Source organism: Spirochaeta cellobiosiphila DSM 17781 (genome assembly GCF_000426705.1).
In the GTDB taxonomy this organism is placed as follows: Bacteria; Spirochaetota; Spirochaetia; order DSM-17781; family DSM-17781; genus Spirochaeta_E; species Spirochaeta_E cellobiosiphila.
Window position 1 is genome coordinate 1 of record NZ_KE384555.1, and the last position, 16,849, is coordinate 16,849.

17 protein-coding genes, 2 tRNA genes and 1 rRNA gene are annotated in these 16,849 nt (G+C 38.6%); 6 read left to right on the top strand and 14 right to left on the bottom strand.

Going from position 1 to position 16,849, the window contains the following annotated elements:
- Positions 1 to 146 (bottom strand): 16S ribosomal RNA (locus K345_RS0110310); the annotation flags it as partial.
- Between the two features lie 240 nt (positions 147 to 386).
- Positions 387 to 719: a hypothetical protein gene (locus tag K345_RS0110315; RefSeq protein WP_028974080.1), complete on the bottom strand. Its 333-nt coding sequence runs from the start codon at positions 717 to 719 to the stop codon at positions 387 to 389.
- Between the two features lie 259 nt (positions 720 to 978).
- Between K345_RS0110315 and K345_RS0110320 the strand changes: the two genes are divergently transcribed.
- Complete coding sequence (locus K345_RS0110320) at positions 979 to 1,605, top strand: adenylate kinase (protein ID WP_028974081.1); 627 nt, start codon at positions 979 to 981, stop codon at positions 1,603 to 1,605.
- A gap of 18 nt (positions 1,606 to 1,623) precedes the next feature.
- Here the strand turns inward: K345_RS0110320 and K345_RS0110325 are convergent, their stop codons facing one another.
- Together K345_RS0110325 and K345_RS0110330 are read right to left on the bottom strand one after the other, a co-directional pair.
- On the bottom strand, positions 1,624 to 2,526 hold the full coding sequence (locus K345_RS0110325) for a tetratricopeptide repeat protein (protein ID WP_028974082.1): 903 nt from the start codon (positions 2,524 to 2,526) through the stop codon (positions 1,624 to 1,626).
- The gene (locus K345_RS0110330) at positions 2,501 to 3,565 is read right to left on the bottom strand and encodes a uracil phosphoribosyltransferase (RefSeq protein WP_028974083.1); all 1,065 of its coding nucleotides are present in this window, start codon (positions 3,563 to 3,565) and stop codon (positions 2,501 to 2,503) included. Before K345_RS0110330 ends, K345_RS0110325 begins: the two co-directional genes overlap by 26 nt.
- 105 nt (positions 3,566 to 3,670) lie before the next feature.
- Between K345_RS0110330 and K345_RS20655 the strand changes: the two genes are divergently transcribed.
- Positions 3,671 to 4,141, top strand: a complete 471-nt coding sequence (locus K345_RS20655; protein WP_053228219.1) for a hypothetical protein — start codon at positions 3,671 to 3,673, stop codon at positions 4,139 to 4,141.
- Between the two features lie 110 nt (positions 4,142 to 4,251).
- On the opposite strand, the gene K345_RS0110340 is transcribed toward K345_RS20655, so the two are convergent.
- The 9 genes from K345_RS0110340 to K345_RS0110380 form a co-directional block, all read right to left on the bottom strand.
- Positions 4,252 to 4,323: transfer RNA gene (locus K345_RS0110340), tRNA-Glu, on the bottom strand.
- Between the two features lie 8 nt (positions 4,324 to 4,331).
- Positions 4,332 to 4,404 (bottom strand) — tRNA-Lys (locus tag K345_RS0110345).
- 67 nt (positions 4,405 to 4,471) lie between these two features.
- Positions 4,472 to 5,620, bottom strand: a complete 1,149-nt coding sequence (locus tag K345_RS0110350) for a hypothetical protein (protein ID WP_169714800.1) — start codon at positions 5,618 to 5,620, stop codon at positions 4,472 to 4,474.
- A gap of 14 nt (positions 5,621 to 5,634) precedes the next feature.
- Entirely contained in the window at positions 5,635 to 6,282 is a 648-nt protein-coding gene (locus tag K345_RS0110355) for a hypothetical protein (protein WP_028974085.1), read from the bottom strand.
- Positions 6,283 to 6,327: 45 nt separating this feature from the next.
- Complete coding sequence (locus K345_RS0110360) at positions 6,328 to 7,497, bottom strand: conjugal transfer protein TraF (protein WP_028974086.1); 1,170 nt, start codon at positions 7,495 to 7,497, stop codon at positions 6,328 to 6,330.
- A gap of 10 nt (positions 7,498 to 7,507) precedes the next feature.
- Positions 7,508 to 8,347, bottom strand: coding sequence for a hypothetical protein (locus tag K345_RS0110365; RefSeq protein WP_028974087.1), 840 nt, complete (start codon positions 8,345 to 8,347; stop codon positions 7,508 to 7,510).
- 158 nt (positions 8,348 to 8,505) lie between these two features.
- Positions 8,506 to 9,120: a tetratricopeptide repeat protein gene (locus K345_RS0110370; protein WP_028974088.1), complete on the bottom strand. Its 615-nt coding sequence runs from the start codon at positions 9,118 to 9,120 to the stop codon at positions 8,506 to 8,508.
- On the bottom strand, positions 9,113 to 9,472 hold the full coding sequence (locus K345_RS0110375) for a bactofilin family protein (RefSeq protein WP_028974089.1): 360 nt from the start codon (positions 9,470 to 9,472) through the stop codon (positions 9,113 to 9,115). The genes K345_RS0110370 and K345_RS0110375 overlap by 8 nt, the downstream gene beginning before the upstream one ends.
- Before the next feature lie 47 nt (positions 9,473 to 9,519).
- A complete protein-coding gene (locus K345_RS0110380) occupies positions 9,520 to 10,251 on the bottom strand; it encodes a prephenate dehydrogenase/arogenate dehydrogenase family protein (RefSeq protein WP_037572031.1) in 732 nt (243 codons plus the stop codon).
- Between the two features lie 118 nt (positions 10,252 to 10,369).
- On the opposite strand from K345_RS0110380, the gene pta reads away from it, so the two are divergent.
- The 4 genes from pta (at position 10,370) to K345_RS0110400 (ending at position 14,015) form a co-directional block, all read left to right on the top strand.
- Positions 10,370 to 11,365, top strand: coding sequence for a phosphate acetyltransferase (gene pta, locus K345_RS0110385; RefSeq protein ID WP_028974091.1), 996 nt, complete (start codon positions 10,370 to 10,372; stop codon positions 11,363 to 11,365).
- 74 nt (positions 11,366 to 11,439) lie between these two features.
- Complete coding sequence (dapB, locus tag K345_RS0110390) at positions 11,440 to 12,186, top strand: 4-hydroxy-tetrahydrodipicolinate reductase (RefSeq protein WP_028974092.1); 747 nt, start codon at positions 11,440 to 11,442, stop codon at positions 12,184 to 12,186.
- A gap of 10 nt (positions 12,187 to 12,196) precedes the next feature.
- Positions 12,197 to 13,084 carry a 4-hydroxy-tetrahydrodipicolinate synthase gene (gene dapA, locus K345_RS0110395; protein WP_028974093.1) on the top strand — a complete coding sequence of 296 codons (888 nt, stop codon included), beginning with the start codon at positions 12,197 to 12,199 and terminating at the stop codon, positions 13,082 to 13,084.
- Positions 13,085 to 13,172: 88 nt separating this feature from the next.
- Positions 13,173 to 14,015, top strand: coding sequence for a hypothetical protein (locus K345_RS0110400; protein ID WP_028974094.1), 843 nt, complete (start codon positions 13,173 to 13,175; stop codon positions 14,013 to 14,015).
- Positions 14,016 to 14,073: 58 nt separating this feature from the next.
- Here K345_RS0110400 and K345_RS20660 read toward each other — a convergent pair whose 3' ends face one another.
- Positions 14,074 to 16,806, bottom strand: coding sequence for a glycoside hydrolase family 3 protein (locus K345_RS20660; protein ID WP_053228220.1), 2,733 nt, complete (start codon positions 16,804 to 16,806; stop codon positions 14,074 to 14,076).
- Positions 16,807 to 16,849 lie beyond the last annotated feature (43 nt).

A 16,849-nucleotide genomic window follows, 5' to 3' on the forward strand; every position in this document is an offset into this window, starting at 1 on the left:
TATCCCCAACTTCTAGGTAGATCACCTACGTGTTACTCACCCGTTCGCCACTCTCATCAAGTGCAAGCACTTGAATCCCGTTCGACTTGCATGCTTAAAACGCGCCGCCAGCGTTCGTTCTGAGCCAGGATCAAACTCTCCATTATCTATTTACTCATCATAAAGATGAGCTTTTCTTTATTCTAATAAAGAGTATTTGCATCTGTTTGCTCTTTAAAGAGTTGTGTCTCTTTAACTCTTAGAAACCTCTCAAGGTTCCTTCTCTCCCTTCCCTATCTCTTTGTCAAATAACAATTTAAAAAAACAAACTATTCAGTATTGCGAATAATCTGTTTAACACCCTTACTTAAGGACGAGGGGTAATCTAACTGTATCACGGATTTTTGTCAACTCATTTTGTCATTTTTCTCATCACTATTTAAATGTTCTTCTTTTATAGTGATATTTCCCTCTATATCTTCTATCAAAGTCCATAGATCTTTAAGCTCTGCTGTCTTCAAACTAACCGAGCCACGCCCTTGATCCATTAAAATAGACTTAACCGTCTTTCCTAGCTGTTTATACGTTTTATCCAAATCCTGACGCAACTGAGTCAACTCCAGGTGAATTACGCTTTTCTCTCCCAAATCTTGTGCTTTTTCCTTGGCTATAGAGATAGCTCTTTTTGATCCCCTAACACCGTAAGAAAAGCGCTCTTTTACATCATCCCATAAAGACATACTACAAACCCCCCTTATGCTATACTATATTAATATGGAATATAAAGAATTCAAAGCATGTATAACATGCGGTACTTATGTGCCTTTGCAAAGCATTATAAAGGGGTTATACTGCTCGCCGGAATGTGCAATTGCCTACAAACAGTGCCCAACATGTAACAAGCACTTTCCTTATACATCAGAAGAATCTGAGTTCTGCAGTGAAGAATGCAGTATTATTTACAGCCACAGATTACCTGATTACTTAAAGGAGTAAAAAATGAATCTTATCTTCCTTGGCCCTCCAGGAGCAGGAAAGGGAACAGTAGCAGTAAAACTAAAGGATGAGAAAAAGCTTCCCCACATCTCTACAGGAGACCTATTTAGAGCAGCCATTAAAAGCGAAAGCGATCTTGGTTTACAAGTTAAGGCGATTGTAGATAGAGGAGATTTAGTACCAGATGAACTAACTGTTGCAATCGTTAAAGAACGATTAGACCAAGCAGATTGTCAAAATGGTTTCATACTTGATGGATTCCCCCGTACAGAAGCTCAAGCAGAAGCCTTACAGAAAATAACCAATATAGATAAAGCCTTAAATTTTTATGTAGAAGAAGAAGAACTAATCAAAAGATTAAGCGGAAGACGGGTCTGTAAACAATGTGGAGCCTCCTTCCATGTTCTATTTGTTCCACCTAAAAAAGAAGGCATATGTGACCACTGCGGTGGAGAGCTTTATACTCGAAAAGATGACGAAATCGAGTCAATCAAAAATAGACTATCCGTATATAAAGAACAAACCCAACCCCTTATTGATTACTACAACAACAAGCAATTGCTAGTAGATATCAATGCAGCAGAAGCTCCAGAAAATGTATTCACATCTGTTTTAAATATTCTCAAGTAATCCGATAAGACTGTTCATCTAATGGGCAGTCTTATCATCTCCTTTCAAGCTAATTCCATGTTCATCTAAAATAGAATCAAAAGTCTTAACATCCACATCATCAATTTTATCACGAAGATTAGATATCAACTCATCATCCTTAAACCCTTTTTCAATTGCCATCCTAATATCTTCCCATCCAGCGTCTTTTTCACCTAAATAAAGAATATACAAACGTCCTCTGAGAAATAAAAACAATCCATCGGCTCTTCTTATATTATCACTATACAAATCAACAGCTTTTCCATATAGCTTCTCGCCTTCATAGGCTTTTCCAAGATACTCTAAGCCATGGAAATTATTTTCATCTTTTGACAAACTTAGTATAGCAACCTGCTCCATCAATAGATAATTCTCCACATGATCAGCAAAAACCAATATTTTATCTAACTGATTCAAAGAAAGCTCATTGAAAGGAGACAGTTTATCCAAATAACCATTAGCCTTAGCTTCATCAACATCTTTGGTTAATATAAATAAGTTCCAAATAACATCAAAATCAAACTCATTTAACAACAAAACCCTATTGTACAGATCAATCGAGTGAGAAAAATCACCCTTTTTATAATATAGATAAGCCTGGGCTTTAAGAATTTTAGTATTCGACGGGTCCTGGGCCAATAATTCATCAAGAAAAACTTCTGAATCTTCCCATACACCTTGTTCAGCCAGAACTATAGCCAGGTTATACGAAGCTGCTTTTAAATGAGGATCCCACTTAAGCGCTTTTTCAAGAGCAGAAGCAGAATCATCATATTTTTTTAGCTCTGAATAACTAAGTGCCAAATTATAATAAGCAGCCCCAATATTCTTATGTTCTTCATTAAATGATGAACAGCCCATAAAAAATAGAAAACTAAACCCCAAGAATAGTTTCTTCAATTTTCCTCACCTGCCAACGATAAAGATCAACAATATTGGTTCCATAATCAGCTATTAATTGTAAAATATTCCTGGGATAATCTTCTGCATCTACCCCATTCAATCGATCACCGGCATCACCCAACCCTGGCATAATATAGGCTAGATCATTCAAAACGGGATCCATCCACAAAGTATACATCTCTACAGAGTCAAGTGCACGAACAACATTCAATGCGCCCTTCAAAGCACTAATAACATTAAAAAACTTAATGCTTTTCGGTTTGATATTATTTTGTTCAAGATAAGTAACAATAGTAACAAAACTACCACCTGTTGCATTCATTGGATCGGCAAAAATCAAATCCTTACCATTAAGTTGATCCAGATCAAAGTAAGACTTATCTAAATCAAGGATGTACTCCATATTGGAAGCTTTTTTCTCATCGTTTCTTTTTATTTTAAATAACGCGAAAGGAGTTACATATCCTGTAGAGGAATACTCCTGAATCTCTTTACTCATGATCATAGACGGCAAAAGCGCCCCACGCAACATGACGCACATGACAGAATTCTCTATAAGGTTATCAATATCCGGTATTTTGTGAACAGCAAAATTCTGTGTGGGAACATTTACAGGAGTTTTAACAATAAGGTGGTTCTTATTTTCTTTAACCGCCCCACCAAATGCTAAATTAAACAGCAACTCATAAGCTCTTTGAATATAATACACAAATTCCTGATGGTCCGTTCTGGTATTCCTTAACTTAGCAATAAGCCGACTAGCCTCTCCATGAACCTGACTGGGTGTTTCAAATGAATAGACATGAATACGAGGGAACTCTTTTAAGATATTCTGCATTTTTTGTCCCATTTCATTGTAGAGATTAATTAACTTCTGTTTTTCCTTAAGAACAGTCCCTTCATTTGGATTTCCATCCAGGATTTTGCACGATTTTAAAGCTTGATCAAATAAACTATGCATATCTTCCAGAACAAGCTTATCACTCTCATTTAAAAATCCATCCAAATCTTCTGCTCTTAATATTTCCTTAGACATCCTCACTCCTATACCATTTGGTTAATTTCCATTCCCATCAATTGACAGATCGACTATACTATAATAGATATTTGTATGTATGATAACAATTATGTAGGAGTTAATATGAAAAAGATCATTATAGCCCTGGCCTTTCTTAGTATTTCAGTTGGTGCTTTTGCACAAACAGGATTAGGAGCTGCGTTTCACTTCATGAATGGCCCAACACCAGGCATATCCTTTAATATTGCATCACCCAAAATCCCCGGGACTGTGCTCGGCCTCTCACTAAACATTGATGCTGATTCGTTTGATGTGGGAATGTATGATGACTGGTGGTTATACCGTCAAATGATAGCAGGACCTTTAAGCGTCTACCTGGGACCAGGTTTTTATGTACGCATAAAAGGGGATGGAGATACAATAGATCCTAACTTTGGAGCAAGGATGCCAATCGGATTACAATTCTTCCCCATAGAACCACTTGAACTCTTTATTGAGGGAGCACCAACAGCCGGTATTCAGGTTGGTGATAACTTTCAATTTCCCGTGTGGGGTTTTCAGGCTGGCCTAGGACTTAGGTTCTGGTTCAACTAAAGCGTTAAACTCACAAATAAAAAAAACACACCGCATGGTGTGTTTTTTTTATCCCAATCATTCGCTAGTATAAAAAAAGACCTTCATCACTAATAGTAATGAAAGCCTAACATCCCGTAGGGGAGTTGAACCCCTGTTGCCGGGATGAAAACCCGGTGTCCTAACCACTAGACGAACGGGACACAATCAATGAGCCGCACTGGATTCGAACCAGTGACCCACGCCTTAAAAGGGCGTTGCTCTACCTGCTGAGCTAGCGGCCCTTGAGCACGGAAAGGAATATATAGTTTTTACAAAAAAGTGTCAACCACATATTAAATCTATAATTTCTTAATAGGAAAACTCCATTCCTAATCGTAAGTTATAGACTGACTTTACTCCTGGTTCAGTGCTTAGTTCCTTTCCATAAATAGCTAAATTTAATCTTAAAAATTGTAAATTCATACCCATACCAGCATTTAATAAAGCTTGATAGACACCTAATCGAAGAGACAAAATATCCAGTAATGTAACCTCAGATCCTATACCAAGATGCAAAATAGGATTAACACCATTTTTTGGCTGAAGAAGAAAATCAAACATATCCGAGTAATCTGCCATTAACTTCCAGTCAGATAAGTACTTATTATTTTTCAAAAAAGAAGGTCTATACATGACACCCAAATTAATTCGCTGTGGTAAAAACTCATTATTAGTACTTAGTTCATTTGTTTGAGCATTTTTCATAAAACCATCTAATGAGGAATAGATCTTCATATTTTCATAAGTGATCAGATCCATAACAGACATTCCGACCTTCAGCCGGCTTTTGTAACTGTATAAAAAACCTAAATCACTTCCCATGCCTGTTGTAAAGATAAAGGGCTGTTCAGACAAATAATTAGAACTCATACTGCTTATCACATCTACAACATCGACAAGAGATTCTGAGAGATTCACACCACCGGAAACATATCCCTTTAGATTAAATCCTGCATCTACCCGATGAATATCTGATTTAATAGGCAAATTAAAGCTGTACCCTCCTACAAGAATAGTGGATTCCTCAAAGGCAGCATCAACATCAGTGGATGTCTTCATTGTCACACCTGATTTATTAAACAAACCAACCCCTAAACCATTACCTACATAGGCAAAGCTTAAAGGACCAGCTAAATCCATCCCCGCATACAAACCGGTCAAAGTTTCCACTGCTCCATCCGGCAAGCCGCCTGAGGAATCTTTATTAGAAAGAAAAACATTGGCAATAGTAAATACCGGTCCCGTCAATAGTAGGTCTAATTGGGTAATAGTGATCTCAGGCTCTGCTGTAAGGTATCCAGCAGGGTTCGTAAACAAAGCATCCCTATCATCAGCTAGAGCAGCATGAGGGCCTCCTATAGCTGATCTACGTACTGTTGATATATCATAAGCACTTATAAAGTACTGACTAAAAAAAAAGAGAACCACTATAGCGATGGGGGTCTTATTACTTATCAACATATTGCTCCTTTTTAAGAAATCATAGTATTCAGCTGATCCACTAAGTTGGCTAAATCCGTTCCTTCTTCTGCATTAATTTGTCCTACTAAAGCTAAAGCAGCATCCGTTCGTGGCGTACCCGATGTTAATGAGTCTAAATCATTAGTACCTGTTTCTTTTGCCTGTTTCAAAGCTAATCCGGCAGCCAGAAACAAGAGTTGATCGTCATCCAGTTTGGAGGAATCGATATTAGAAACATTACTGTAAGCCGTATCAAAATAGTCTAAATCCAAACTACTTGATGTAAGGATATCATTCAATGCAGAACCAATATCACCACCATCACTGGTAGTATCGGCTAATGAAGTAATCGCGTCCTCGACCCCACTCGCTTTAACGGCTAAATCAACAGATAGCCCTACGATATCTTCATAATCACTATCTGAAGGACTCTTATCCCCTAATATTTTTTGTATTGCATTAAAAGCCTCATCAGCTTCGCCAGGATCGTCTGAATAGAGAGCTTGTTCTGCTCGTTCAATTTGAGCACTTACAGGGAGAGAGGAGTAATCCCTTTGTAGATAGGAGGCTAAACTCATGGTAAACAAATCTTCACAAGAAACGAATAAACTAAGAATAGCTAAACTAATTATCATCTTTATAAACAAGGTCTTTTTCATTATCGCTCCCTTAACTTAAGTCCTAAATATTTTCGGCACAGAGTTTTATATTCTCAATGCTATTTCTATCATATATCCAGTTCTTTTATCTGCCTGGGCAGCATAATTACCCAACTCTTCACTAAATCCTACTAAATTTATATCAAATACTGCAAAATGAACCCCACCACCAAGACTAACATCTCCGCCATTTAGTCCAGCACGAAGAGTGAAATATTTGAACAAAGTTAGCTCTGTACCAAAATGAGTCTGAGTTAAAAAACTTTTTTCCTTTTCTGTAGATATCTCATGTCTATACTCTGCACTAAAAGAAGGATCTATGTATTTTTTCCTCATTCTCAAGTCAGGATGATAGGATGCGCCTAAAGCAATAGTCATAGGTGTAGATGCTTGTGCATTTCTTCCCTCACTGGAATCTAAATTACTAGCCCCCTTATCAAAAACTTCAGATATAGTTTCCTTCGAATAATACATCCTAGTACCAAACAAATCTCTGATACTAAATCCTATTGTGAACTCATTAATTTCAGCGATCAAACCAGCATCTATACCAAGACCAAAACCTTGATAGACAATTGTTTCATCTAAGGATGTTGAATTATCATCAGAACTCTTATTTGATATGACATTTTTCAACAAGGGATTTGTTTTAATTCTATAAACAGGCCTTATGTCACCACCTAAATGAATTGGAAAACCGGAAAAATCAAACTTATGTGATAAACCAGCTACAAAAGAAGTATCAGAGATAAGCTCAACCTCAACTCCTAACAAGCTTTCACCACTAGCATATATATCAGTAGACTGAAAGAATCCCAATCCCAATCCTTTACCAACAATTCCGATTGCACTACCATTCCCATTAAGCCCAACCCCAGTATCCAATAAAAGAGAATTCATAATACTCACAAACTCATCATTATCCAATAAGTCGTCACTATTAGAATCAGTCATGTAATCAATGACTCGCTTCAAATCTTTAGGATTCCCCCAGGTCCCAATAGAGGCACTAATGAAGGTAACATCCCCCCCTTCACGGCTGAAACCAGCGGGATTTGTAAACAACGACACATAGCCATGAGCAGTTGCAACACTAGTATCGCCTTTACCTAATAATATAGGATTATACACCTTGAATGGCTTATCGTAATTATCTTCAGCATAGAGAGAGGTGAAAGCAGTCAAAACAATAATCATCAATAATATACGTCTCATAATCACCTCCTTAAAAAGTTAGACCAGAAGTGTCTAACACTAATTCTAAATACTGATAACTTGTGTTACCAGATCCTGTAGAATCCATAATACCAGTTAGTTCATCAATATTATTTTGTAAACCTGTCTCATTTATAATCTTATCATAGCCAACTGTATTTCCTTTATATACGAAATCATTATCTCCATTAACATCTGCAGTTAACAAGATATAAAAGGCCTCTTCTGTACTGTAACCCGAAGAGTTAGAACTCTTTATAATATCCACAATCATGCTAATTGCTGTTACCACAATAGCTTGCTGAACGAGAGTACTCAAGGCAGCCTCATCCATATCGAGTAACACTTGTGAGGAACTTACATTGAATACTGCAAGAGCATCTTCAACTGTGGTCATAATATCAATAAGATCTGCCACCTCTTCAATACTTGAAGGACTCCCCAAGAGATTAGTAAACAGCTCTTGTGTTATAGAGGGCTTGCTTCCAATGTCACTGGAATCACTAAGTAATGTATTAATAACATAAGGTACATTGTTTACAGCTGTATTGCCCTCAGATCTACTAAGCTTAAGATCCACCATCAAGAGAGCAGCCTCCTGCTTGTCTGTTGTAGACCCTTGACTCATGGTCTTTTGCAAAGATTCGCTCATTTTTGCGACATCACTACTACTCAGATCATCGGGATTAACATTATTGAGAATTTTCGCTATGTCATGATTTGACATACTGGAACTTACATTATATTGATATTTATCTATACTTTCAAAAAGGTTGGTACCAATTACATCACAATTACTGAGACTTAAGGCGGTAATGATGACTGACATAATGATTGCTTTTGTTTTCATGGTATCCTCCTCACTAACAGTTCACATCATATATTATACTTCATTTCTTATAAAAATCTTATACTACTAATATCTCCAATGATGGCATAGTTAACAAGTATAAAAAAACTCTCCCCTGTAGGGAGAGTTCTCTATATAGTACAAGAATAGATAAATACTTAACCTTGTTGACTACGCTCTAAACCACGGATAGCATCTTCCAATCCAGGATTAAGTTCAAGAGCCTTCTGATAAGCCACCTTGGCCCAGGTATAATCTTTAGCTCTTTCCCGGGCATACCCTAGACGAGCCCACCATCTGGCCACATTGGGAGCATGATGAACTGCTGTAGATAAAGCTATATCCGCATGGTGATACTCTCCTAATCGAATAAAAATCTCCCCCATAAAAAAGAAAACAGTATCAATTCTGTCCTCAGAAGGAGCTATGCTTGAATACTCTTCAAAGTATTTCAGGGCATCCAAATTCCGTCCTAGATAAAAATAGCTTTCCCCTAAGGATTCAATAATCCTATAATCATAACGTCTAACCTTAAGGGCTTTCTCCATTTCAATCCGGGCCTGATCATAACTACCTTTTCGAACAAGACTCCAGCCCATAATGGTATAAGCATCCATATTCTCTGCATTCATCTGCAAATCAGCACGACAAGCAGCAATAGCCTCATCATACTTACCTTCTCGATATAAGGCTAAGGCATCGGCCCTCTGGGAAAACAAAGGAAGAGAGAAAGAAAGCAACAATCCTATTACAATAAAGAAACCTTTATTCATTATCCTCTCCCATAACCATATTACCATTAAACTTTGCCCCTGCTTCCATGATAACTTCAGGACTAATCATATTTCCTGATACTTCAGCAGAAGAATACAGCTCAACTCTACGAGAACAGGACATCTCCCCTTTTAAAGCACCTCGTATAGATAAAAGAGGGGCTTTAATATCAGCTTCCACACGAGCTTCAGCCCCTATATATAATTCGCCCTGGCTTTTGATTTGTCCATGAAAGCGTCCCTTGATCATCAAAGGTTCGGTAAATGTTAGTTCACCACTGAAGTCAATATCCTCAGCAAGAATCGTGTCGATCTCACGTTCATCTACTCGTTTCAAATGTAAATCTGGCACCTACTAATTCTCCTTATTAACTATCCTAACTTCGCCCTCATGGGATGTCAAGAATGGTGTAATTCCTTCATAATCTTATTCATTGCCTTTTTTAGATCCTGGCGCATATCATAGGTATAAGGATTATAATGTTGTAGATCAACAAATAACTGCCAGGGATCATTACAGGTTTGCTGTCTAATCTCTAACAAACGCTGATACCCATAGGTTCCAATAGGACTGCTCTCCAGACTCAACTCATCAAGAACGCGGCCTATGAAATGGGTAATCCCCTGGGTATAGGCAGCTTGTTGATCATGCTCCTCAGGTGTCATAATATAAACCCTCATTCCCATCTCTGCAAAAACATCTTTCCAATACGCTAAATCTTTCTCGCTATTAGTGACAGGAGTTAAAACAACGGGTAAGCCCTTAACGCCCTCTTTGGCAGAATCAGGTCCAAACATAGGATGAGTACCCATAATAGGATTGGTGTCACCTAACAATCGTTCCAGGGTCTTCAATGGTTCAACCTTGACAGAACAAGTATCCACGATAAGAGTATTACTCTTTAAAACCGGTATTAAAGACCTTGCAGTTTCTTCCATACTTGATATGGAAGTACACAAATACAGAACATCTACCTCTGCTAAATCCTCCAGGGAATTCACCCGGACAACACCCTTTGGGGTGGGTCTCTGAGAACTTCTTGTATATCCATATACTTCAAACTTAGTACTAAGAAGACCAGCCCAGAAGGAACCGAATCTTCCTAGGCCGTAAACGCCTATTTTAATCATGGCCCTATATTAGGATAATTGAGAATCTTTTTCAAAGGCTTTTTGCTTGTCTTTTTAATATGAAAAACTCATAATAATTTCGGTTAACTTTTAAATTCAATTAATCAGGAGTGTATAAATGACTTTTACCGAAAGGATGTGGGAAAGCGCCCGCCAAAAGAAAGGAACTCTAGTCCTTCCTGAAGGAACAGAACCTAGAACAGTCAAAGCTTGTTCACCTATCTTAACAGAAGGATTAGCAAAAGAAGTTATTCTCTTAGGAAAAGAAGGGGAAATCAAAAAAGTAGCTGAAGCTGAAGGGGCTGATTTAACGGGTATTACCATTATAGATCCTACAACCAGTGAACGGTTAGAAGGCTATGCTCAGGAATACTATGAACTTCGTAAGCACAAAGGGATCTCAATAGAAGATGCTAAAGCCAAAATCATTGATCCTCTTCATTTTGGTGCCATGATGGTTAGAAAAGGAGATGCTACTGCAATGGTAGCTGGTGCGGAAAATGCTACAGGCAAGGTTTTAGTAGCTGCTTTTACCATTATTAAAACGGCTCCTGGTGTTAAATCAGCTTCCAGTTGCTTTGTCATGGATATGCCCGATAAAAAATGGGGCAAAGATGGTTTAATGATCTTCTCTGATTGTGCCACCATACCAGATCCAACAGCCGAACAATTAGCAGAAATCGCTGCCGCAGCTGCAAAATCCTGTAAGGACTTCCTACAAACCGAGCCAAAAGTCGCTATGTTAAGCTTTTCTACAAAAGGTTCTGCTAAACACGAACATGCCCAAAAGGTTATTGATGCCCTGGCTATTGTTAAGGAAAAACATCCAGAACTTAATGTAGACGGTGAAATGCAAGCAGATGCAGCCATTATCCCCTCTGTTGCAGAAAAGAAAGCTCCCGGATCTCCAGTGGCAGGACAAGCCAATACATTAGTATTCCCTGACCTACAGTCTGGCAATATTGGATACAAATTAGTACAACGTTTTGCTGGTGCAGATGCCTATGGTCCGTTCCTACAAGGATTTGCAAAGCCTGTATCTGACTTATCCAGAGGTTGTTCTGTTGAAGAAATCATCAACACAAGCGCAGCCACATTAGCTCAAGCAGAATAATATAATATCCCTCCTTCAAATAAGAAGGGGGGAATCTCCTTGCACCTTTCTCAAAATCTTACTAGTATCAAACCATGAATGTAGTAATAGTCGGATATGGCCAAATGGGTCATGAAATCGAAAAAATATTGATAGACCGGGGACATAAGATAATATCAAGGATAGATTTACATAAAGAGTCCGCCGATTACAGTGAACTATGTCCAGAGGCTATAGAAGGTTCAGATTTGGCTATAGACTTCAGTCTGCCTACAAAGGTAATGGCCAACATAAAATTCTATGGAGAACATAGACTTCCTGTTGTGATGGGAACAACAGGCTGGTTAGATCATCTGGAAGAGGTGAAAGAACTCATTGAGTCATCTGGGAGTTCTTATATCTATGGATCGAACTTCTCCATAGGAGCCCATCTATTTTTTAAAATGGTAGAAAAAACTGCCGCCCTCATCAACCCTGTACCAGAATATGACGTGATGGTAACCGAATACCACCATAAATTCAAAAAGGATTCCCCTTCAGGGACAGCCCTGACAACAGCCCAGAAGATCATAGATAATGTGGATCGAAAAACTATTATTCAGCCGGAAAAACTGGATCGACAGATAGAACCACAGGAACTCCATGTCGCAAGCATTCGGGGAGGAAACATCCCGGGGACTCATAAAGTCACAGTTGATTCCCTCTTTGATACTATTGAAGTCACACACACAGCACGCTCCAGAGGAGGATTTGCCCTGGGTGCTGTCTTAGCAGGTGAATGGCTAATTAATAAAAAAGGCTTCTACAGTGTAGAAGATTTTATAGAACAATTCTTTGACTAGGAGATAAATAATGTTTAAAGGAACCTATACCGCCTTAGTAACCCCCTTCGATAAGGAAGGAGCTGTAGTCAAAGATCAGCTATCTCGGATTATTGAGGAACAAATAGCACAAGGCATCACAGGTATTGTCCCCATGGGATCCACAGGGGAAAGCCCCACCATGAGTCATCTGGAACATGCGGAAGTGATCAAAATGGTTATTGAAATGACCAAAGGACGTACACAGGTGATTGCCGGAACCGGTTCAAATGCTACTGTGGAAGCCATATCTCTCACAAAACAAGCAAAAGAAATGGGTGCAGATGCGAGTCTGCAAGTATCCCCTTATTATAACAAACCTAATCAGGAAGGTCTGTACCGACACTTTATGACCATAGCAGACAGTGTAGAAATCCCCTTGATTATCTATAATATTCCTGGAAGAACAGGTCGAAATATTGAAGTTGAGACTTTATTGAGATTAGCAGAACATCCTAACATCGTAGGAGTAAAGGAAGCCAGTGGTGACATCAATCAAATATTTGAGATTATCCGCCAAGCACCGGAGGATTTCTCAGTAATATCAGGAGACGATGGATTGACAGTACCCCTCGTTCTAATGGGGGGACATGGTGTTATTTCTGTCACAAGTAATATAGCTCCCAAAACCATGGGTAGACTGGTCGAAATGGCTTTACAGGGGGAAGTAGAAAACGCAAGGGAAGAACATTATCGTTTAACCCCTCTATTTAAGGCTCTGTTCTGTGAGATAAACCCTACTCCAATCAAAGCCGCCATGGCTTATATGGGATATATGGAACCCAACTATCGGCTTCCTTTGGCTCCACCAGCACCGGCCAACCAGGCTTTGCTTGAGAAAACCTTAAAAGATTATGGATTTACCAATAAAATGCTATAAAATAATACAAGACGAATTGAGTATCAAGCCATCAGTTAACTGATGGCTTTTTTTAGAATCATAAAAAAATTATAAAAAGGAGACATAAATGATTAAAAAAGTAGGCGTTCTTCTGAGCCTTATATTACTGTATTCCTGTCATTCTACTCAAAGCATCAACCTAAAAAAGCTATCCGAGTCAGCTTCTATTGATATCATCTCAGTCAAACCAGACACAAATCTTGTGGATGGATTAGAGACGCAATTCACTATAGAATTGGAATATCAATTCGAAGACCTTGAGGAAGCCCTGATCTTGGTAGGCTTCAATTCACAGAAAATACTAGAGTACAAAATGGATCCTTCACAAAGAATCATCGTTTCCAAAGGCTCCGGACGTAGAATAATTAAAACAACAGCCATTCCCCGTGATTGGAAAGAAAAAGGAGACTTTGTACTGGATGTCAACCTAAGTCCCCTCTCTTCAAAGTCTGATAAGGGAACCTTTGCCTTTGATACCTATCCTTTACAGTTCGCTACACCAGAACAACAGGAAGAAGCCATTAAAACGATTCTTAAACAAAACAAGGAAGTTCCTATTCCCAAAGGATCCCTCTCAATCGTCTCTATAACACCCGAATCTAACCTCATAAATGGGAAAAGAACAAAATTCATTGTTGAAGTTGCCTATGAGTTAACGGGAGCCACAAAAGGCGAAATAACCTTGGGATTTAATACTGATCAACCAGATATATTTACCATGAGTCCTCATTGGAACAAAGTAATCCCCTCTGGTAAGGGGCATTACAAATTCAAGGTCACTGCCATTCCCAAATATTGGGGCTACGAAGGATCTTTCCAGGTAAATGTCAATTTAAGCTCCTATCCGGACTACCTGGAACGGAAGGTTGTAGCCTATGATAAGCGGATATTAAGTTTTGGAAATGATTAAAAGATAAAGCCAGCCAATCTAGGAAGATGGCTGGCTATAAATCACTAAGCCCTTGTATCTATTCAGGCTTTCTTAAGAAAAGAAATAAAGCAAATGTCCCTACAAGGACCATATCTAAGGCAATCAGTATAAAAATCCAAAAGGGGAATTGGGGTACTGAAATCTCTTGGGCATCACTATTAGAGATCGTGTAGAGTATGTGATGAGCAGCTTCTTGCATGGCCTCAATCCCTCGAGTATCCTGGGTAGTAGCCTTAGAAACTGTTGCACCAGTAGAAGTAAGCATCATATCCGTACCCATTCGCACAGCTATATCAGGATTCTTATAATTATCGACAACATAATCAGAAATCACAAAACCTTTAAAACCCCATTCTGATCTTAAAACATTTTGTAATAGAGCCTTATTCTGTCCTGTCCAAGTTAGACCAAGTCGAACATCCGCGGCCATCACAGCAGTAGCAACACCTTCTTTTACAGCCAATTCAAATGGCTTAAAATACACTTCCCGCATAGACTGTTCTGTAGCCCAGGAACTCATACCTAAACGATTGACTTCCTGTGGGTTCATGGCAAAGTGTTTAATATAAGGATAAATACCTTGAGAACGTGCACCTTTGATAAAAGCAGCTGCGATTTTTCCAGCCAAAACACCATCCTCAGAATAATACTCAAAATTACGTCCACCAAAGGGTGTCCTATGAATATTCATTGCAGGTCCGTATAGTCCACTTACCCCATATGCTCTAGCTTCTGTACCTACCGTTTCTCCCAGCTTTTGAACCAGCTCTTTATTCCAGGTTGAGGAAACAACAACAGCACTAGTATAGTGGTTACCTGAAGCACCATTAACCAAACCATTGATACCTGCAGGACCATCAAGATCACTTGTTTTGTACTTTTCAATTGATGGAACACTAGCAGTGGCAAAGCCTCCATAGCCCAACAAAGTCACTAACTCTTGAACAGGAATTTGTTTTATAAGCTGTGACCATTTAGGATCATCATAGGGAACACCTTTCAAATCATTAAGAACCAAATGATTATTCTCTGGTTTATAGGACTTAAGAGCGGTTCCTTGTTCCACGGAATCATCTTCAATCTTCCTAACCATCTCAGGGGTGGCGTCTTTAGGCTCAGGTCTAACAGTAGGAAGAGTCCCTTCCCAATCCGCTCTAGTCACATACTGATTATTATTAGCAAAGGATACATCATCAAAGTGATTGACAGCAGCTACTTGATCACTGGGCCTCTTATTATTTTCATTGTAAACAACTTTTTCTGGGATATTTAGTTTTCGTGATTCAATCAAATCATGAGCATTATCCATAAGCTTGATCTCATAGGTCCCTTTATCAAGCACATAAGCCCTATCAGTAATATAATCATAGGAAGCTAAATCTTCCTTGGCAAAGGATATGGTTAATGTCTCCCTTTCCCCAGGCTGTAGCATCTTTGTCTTATCAAAATCCAGTAAAGACACAAATGGTTTTTCTATCCCACCAATAGTGTAGGGAGCAGTCACATATACTTGAACCACATCTTTACCTGGAACATTTCCTATATTGGTTACCTTTACTGTAAGCTCATAATGATCACCTGACTCATGTAACCCTTCAATACTTTGTGTAAAGTCTGTGTAACTTAACCCATAACCAAAGGGATATTGAACAAGCTTATGATAAGCTTCTTCATCCATTCTATTTGTTCTGTTGTCTACAAATCTTGTCTCATAGAATCTATATCCAACATAAATACCTTCGATATAATCAACGTAAGAATAATGATCAAGATCTACATACATAGCATCGTAAATATTGTTAGTGTTAAGATATTGGAAATCCCCGAAGTTATAGTATGCAGGAGCTGATTCCAACTCATAAGCATAAGTATCAGCCAAGGCACCAGAGGGATTAATTTCACCATCCAAAACTTTAGCAACACTTATGGTACCAGTGGAACCGGGGCCCCCTATCCACAATGCGGCTTTTATCTTGGGATCATCCAGAAACCCTAACTCCATAGCATTACTTGAGTTAATAAGCACAACAATCTTATTAAAGTTCTTTTTGACTATATCAAGCATGCTTCTTTCATTATTAGTTAGCTCTAGATAGTGCTGCCCCTGGGCTCCCCCTGTATAATCTGCCGTATCATAAGGGAGATCACCCCCTTCTCCACCATTACGGGTAAAAACTACAAAAGCGACATCTGAATAATCTTTTGCCTCTTGTATCAAAGTATCTGAGAACTGAGAAGCTTCTGGCTCATAGTTATTGTAGTCCCCCCCTATTAGGTGAAAGACATTCGTTTTTTGCTTCTCCTGAATATGCTGCTGATAGAAGGATATAAGAGAAGGATTAGCTTCATACCCCTGATCTTCAAGAGCTTTTATTAATGAGACATTCTTTTTCTCATCACCTGCCCCGGATCCACTCCCCCCATAGGTTATGTTAATAGAAGTGTAACCGAATAAATTAACCTTTTGGGATGTCATAGGTAATAGATCATCTTCATTTTTTAAAAGGACTATTCCTTCTGCCTGAACATCTTCGGTCATCTCTTTAGCCTTCGCCCTCGCCTCTTTGGTTACTGGTGCATCCTCATCCATTTTTGTGAAATAGATATCTATTACATTGCTGTAACGTATGGTACCAATGTGTATTCCAACTACTAAAATAGTCAGGAGTAGAAATACAGTAAAAAGCTTTACTCTTTTTCTGCTCTTCCACAACAGTAAAGCAGAAAGGAGTAAAGTAATAACTAAGCTAGTAATTATTATTTGATTCAAATTGATTCTCCTGTTTAAAAAAGATAGCTAGCATATTAACTAT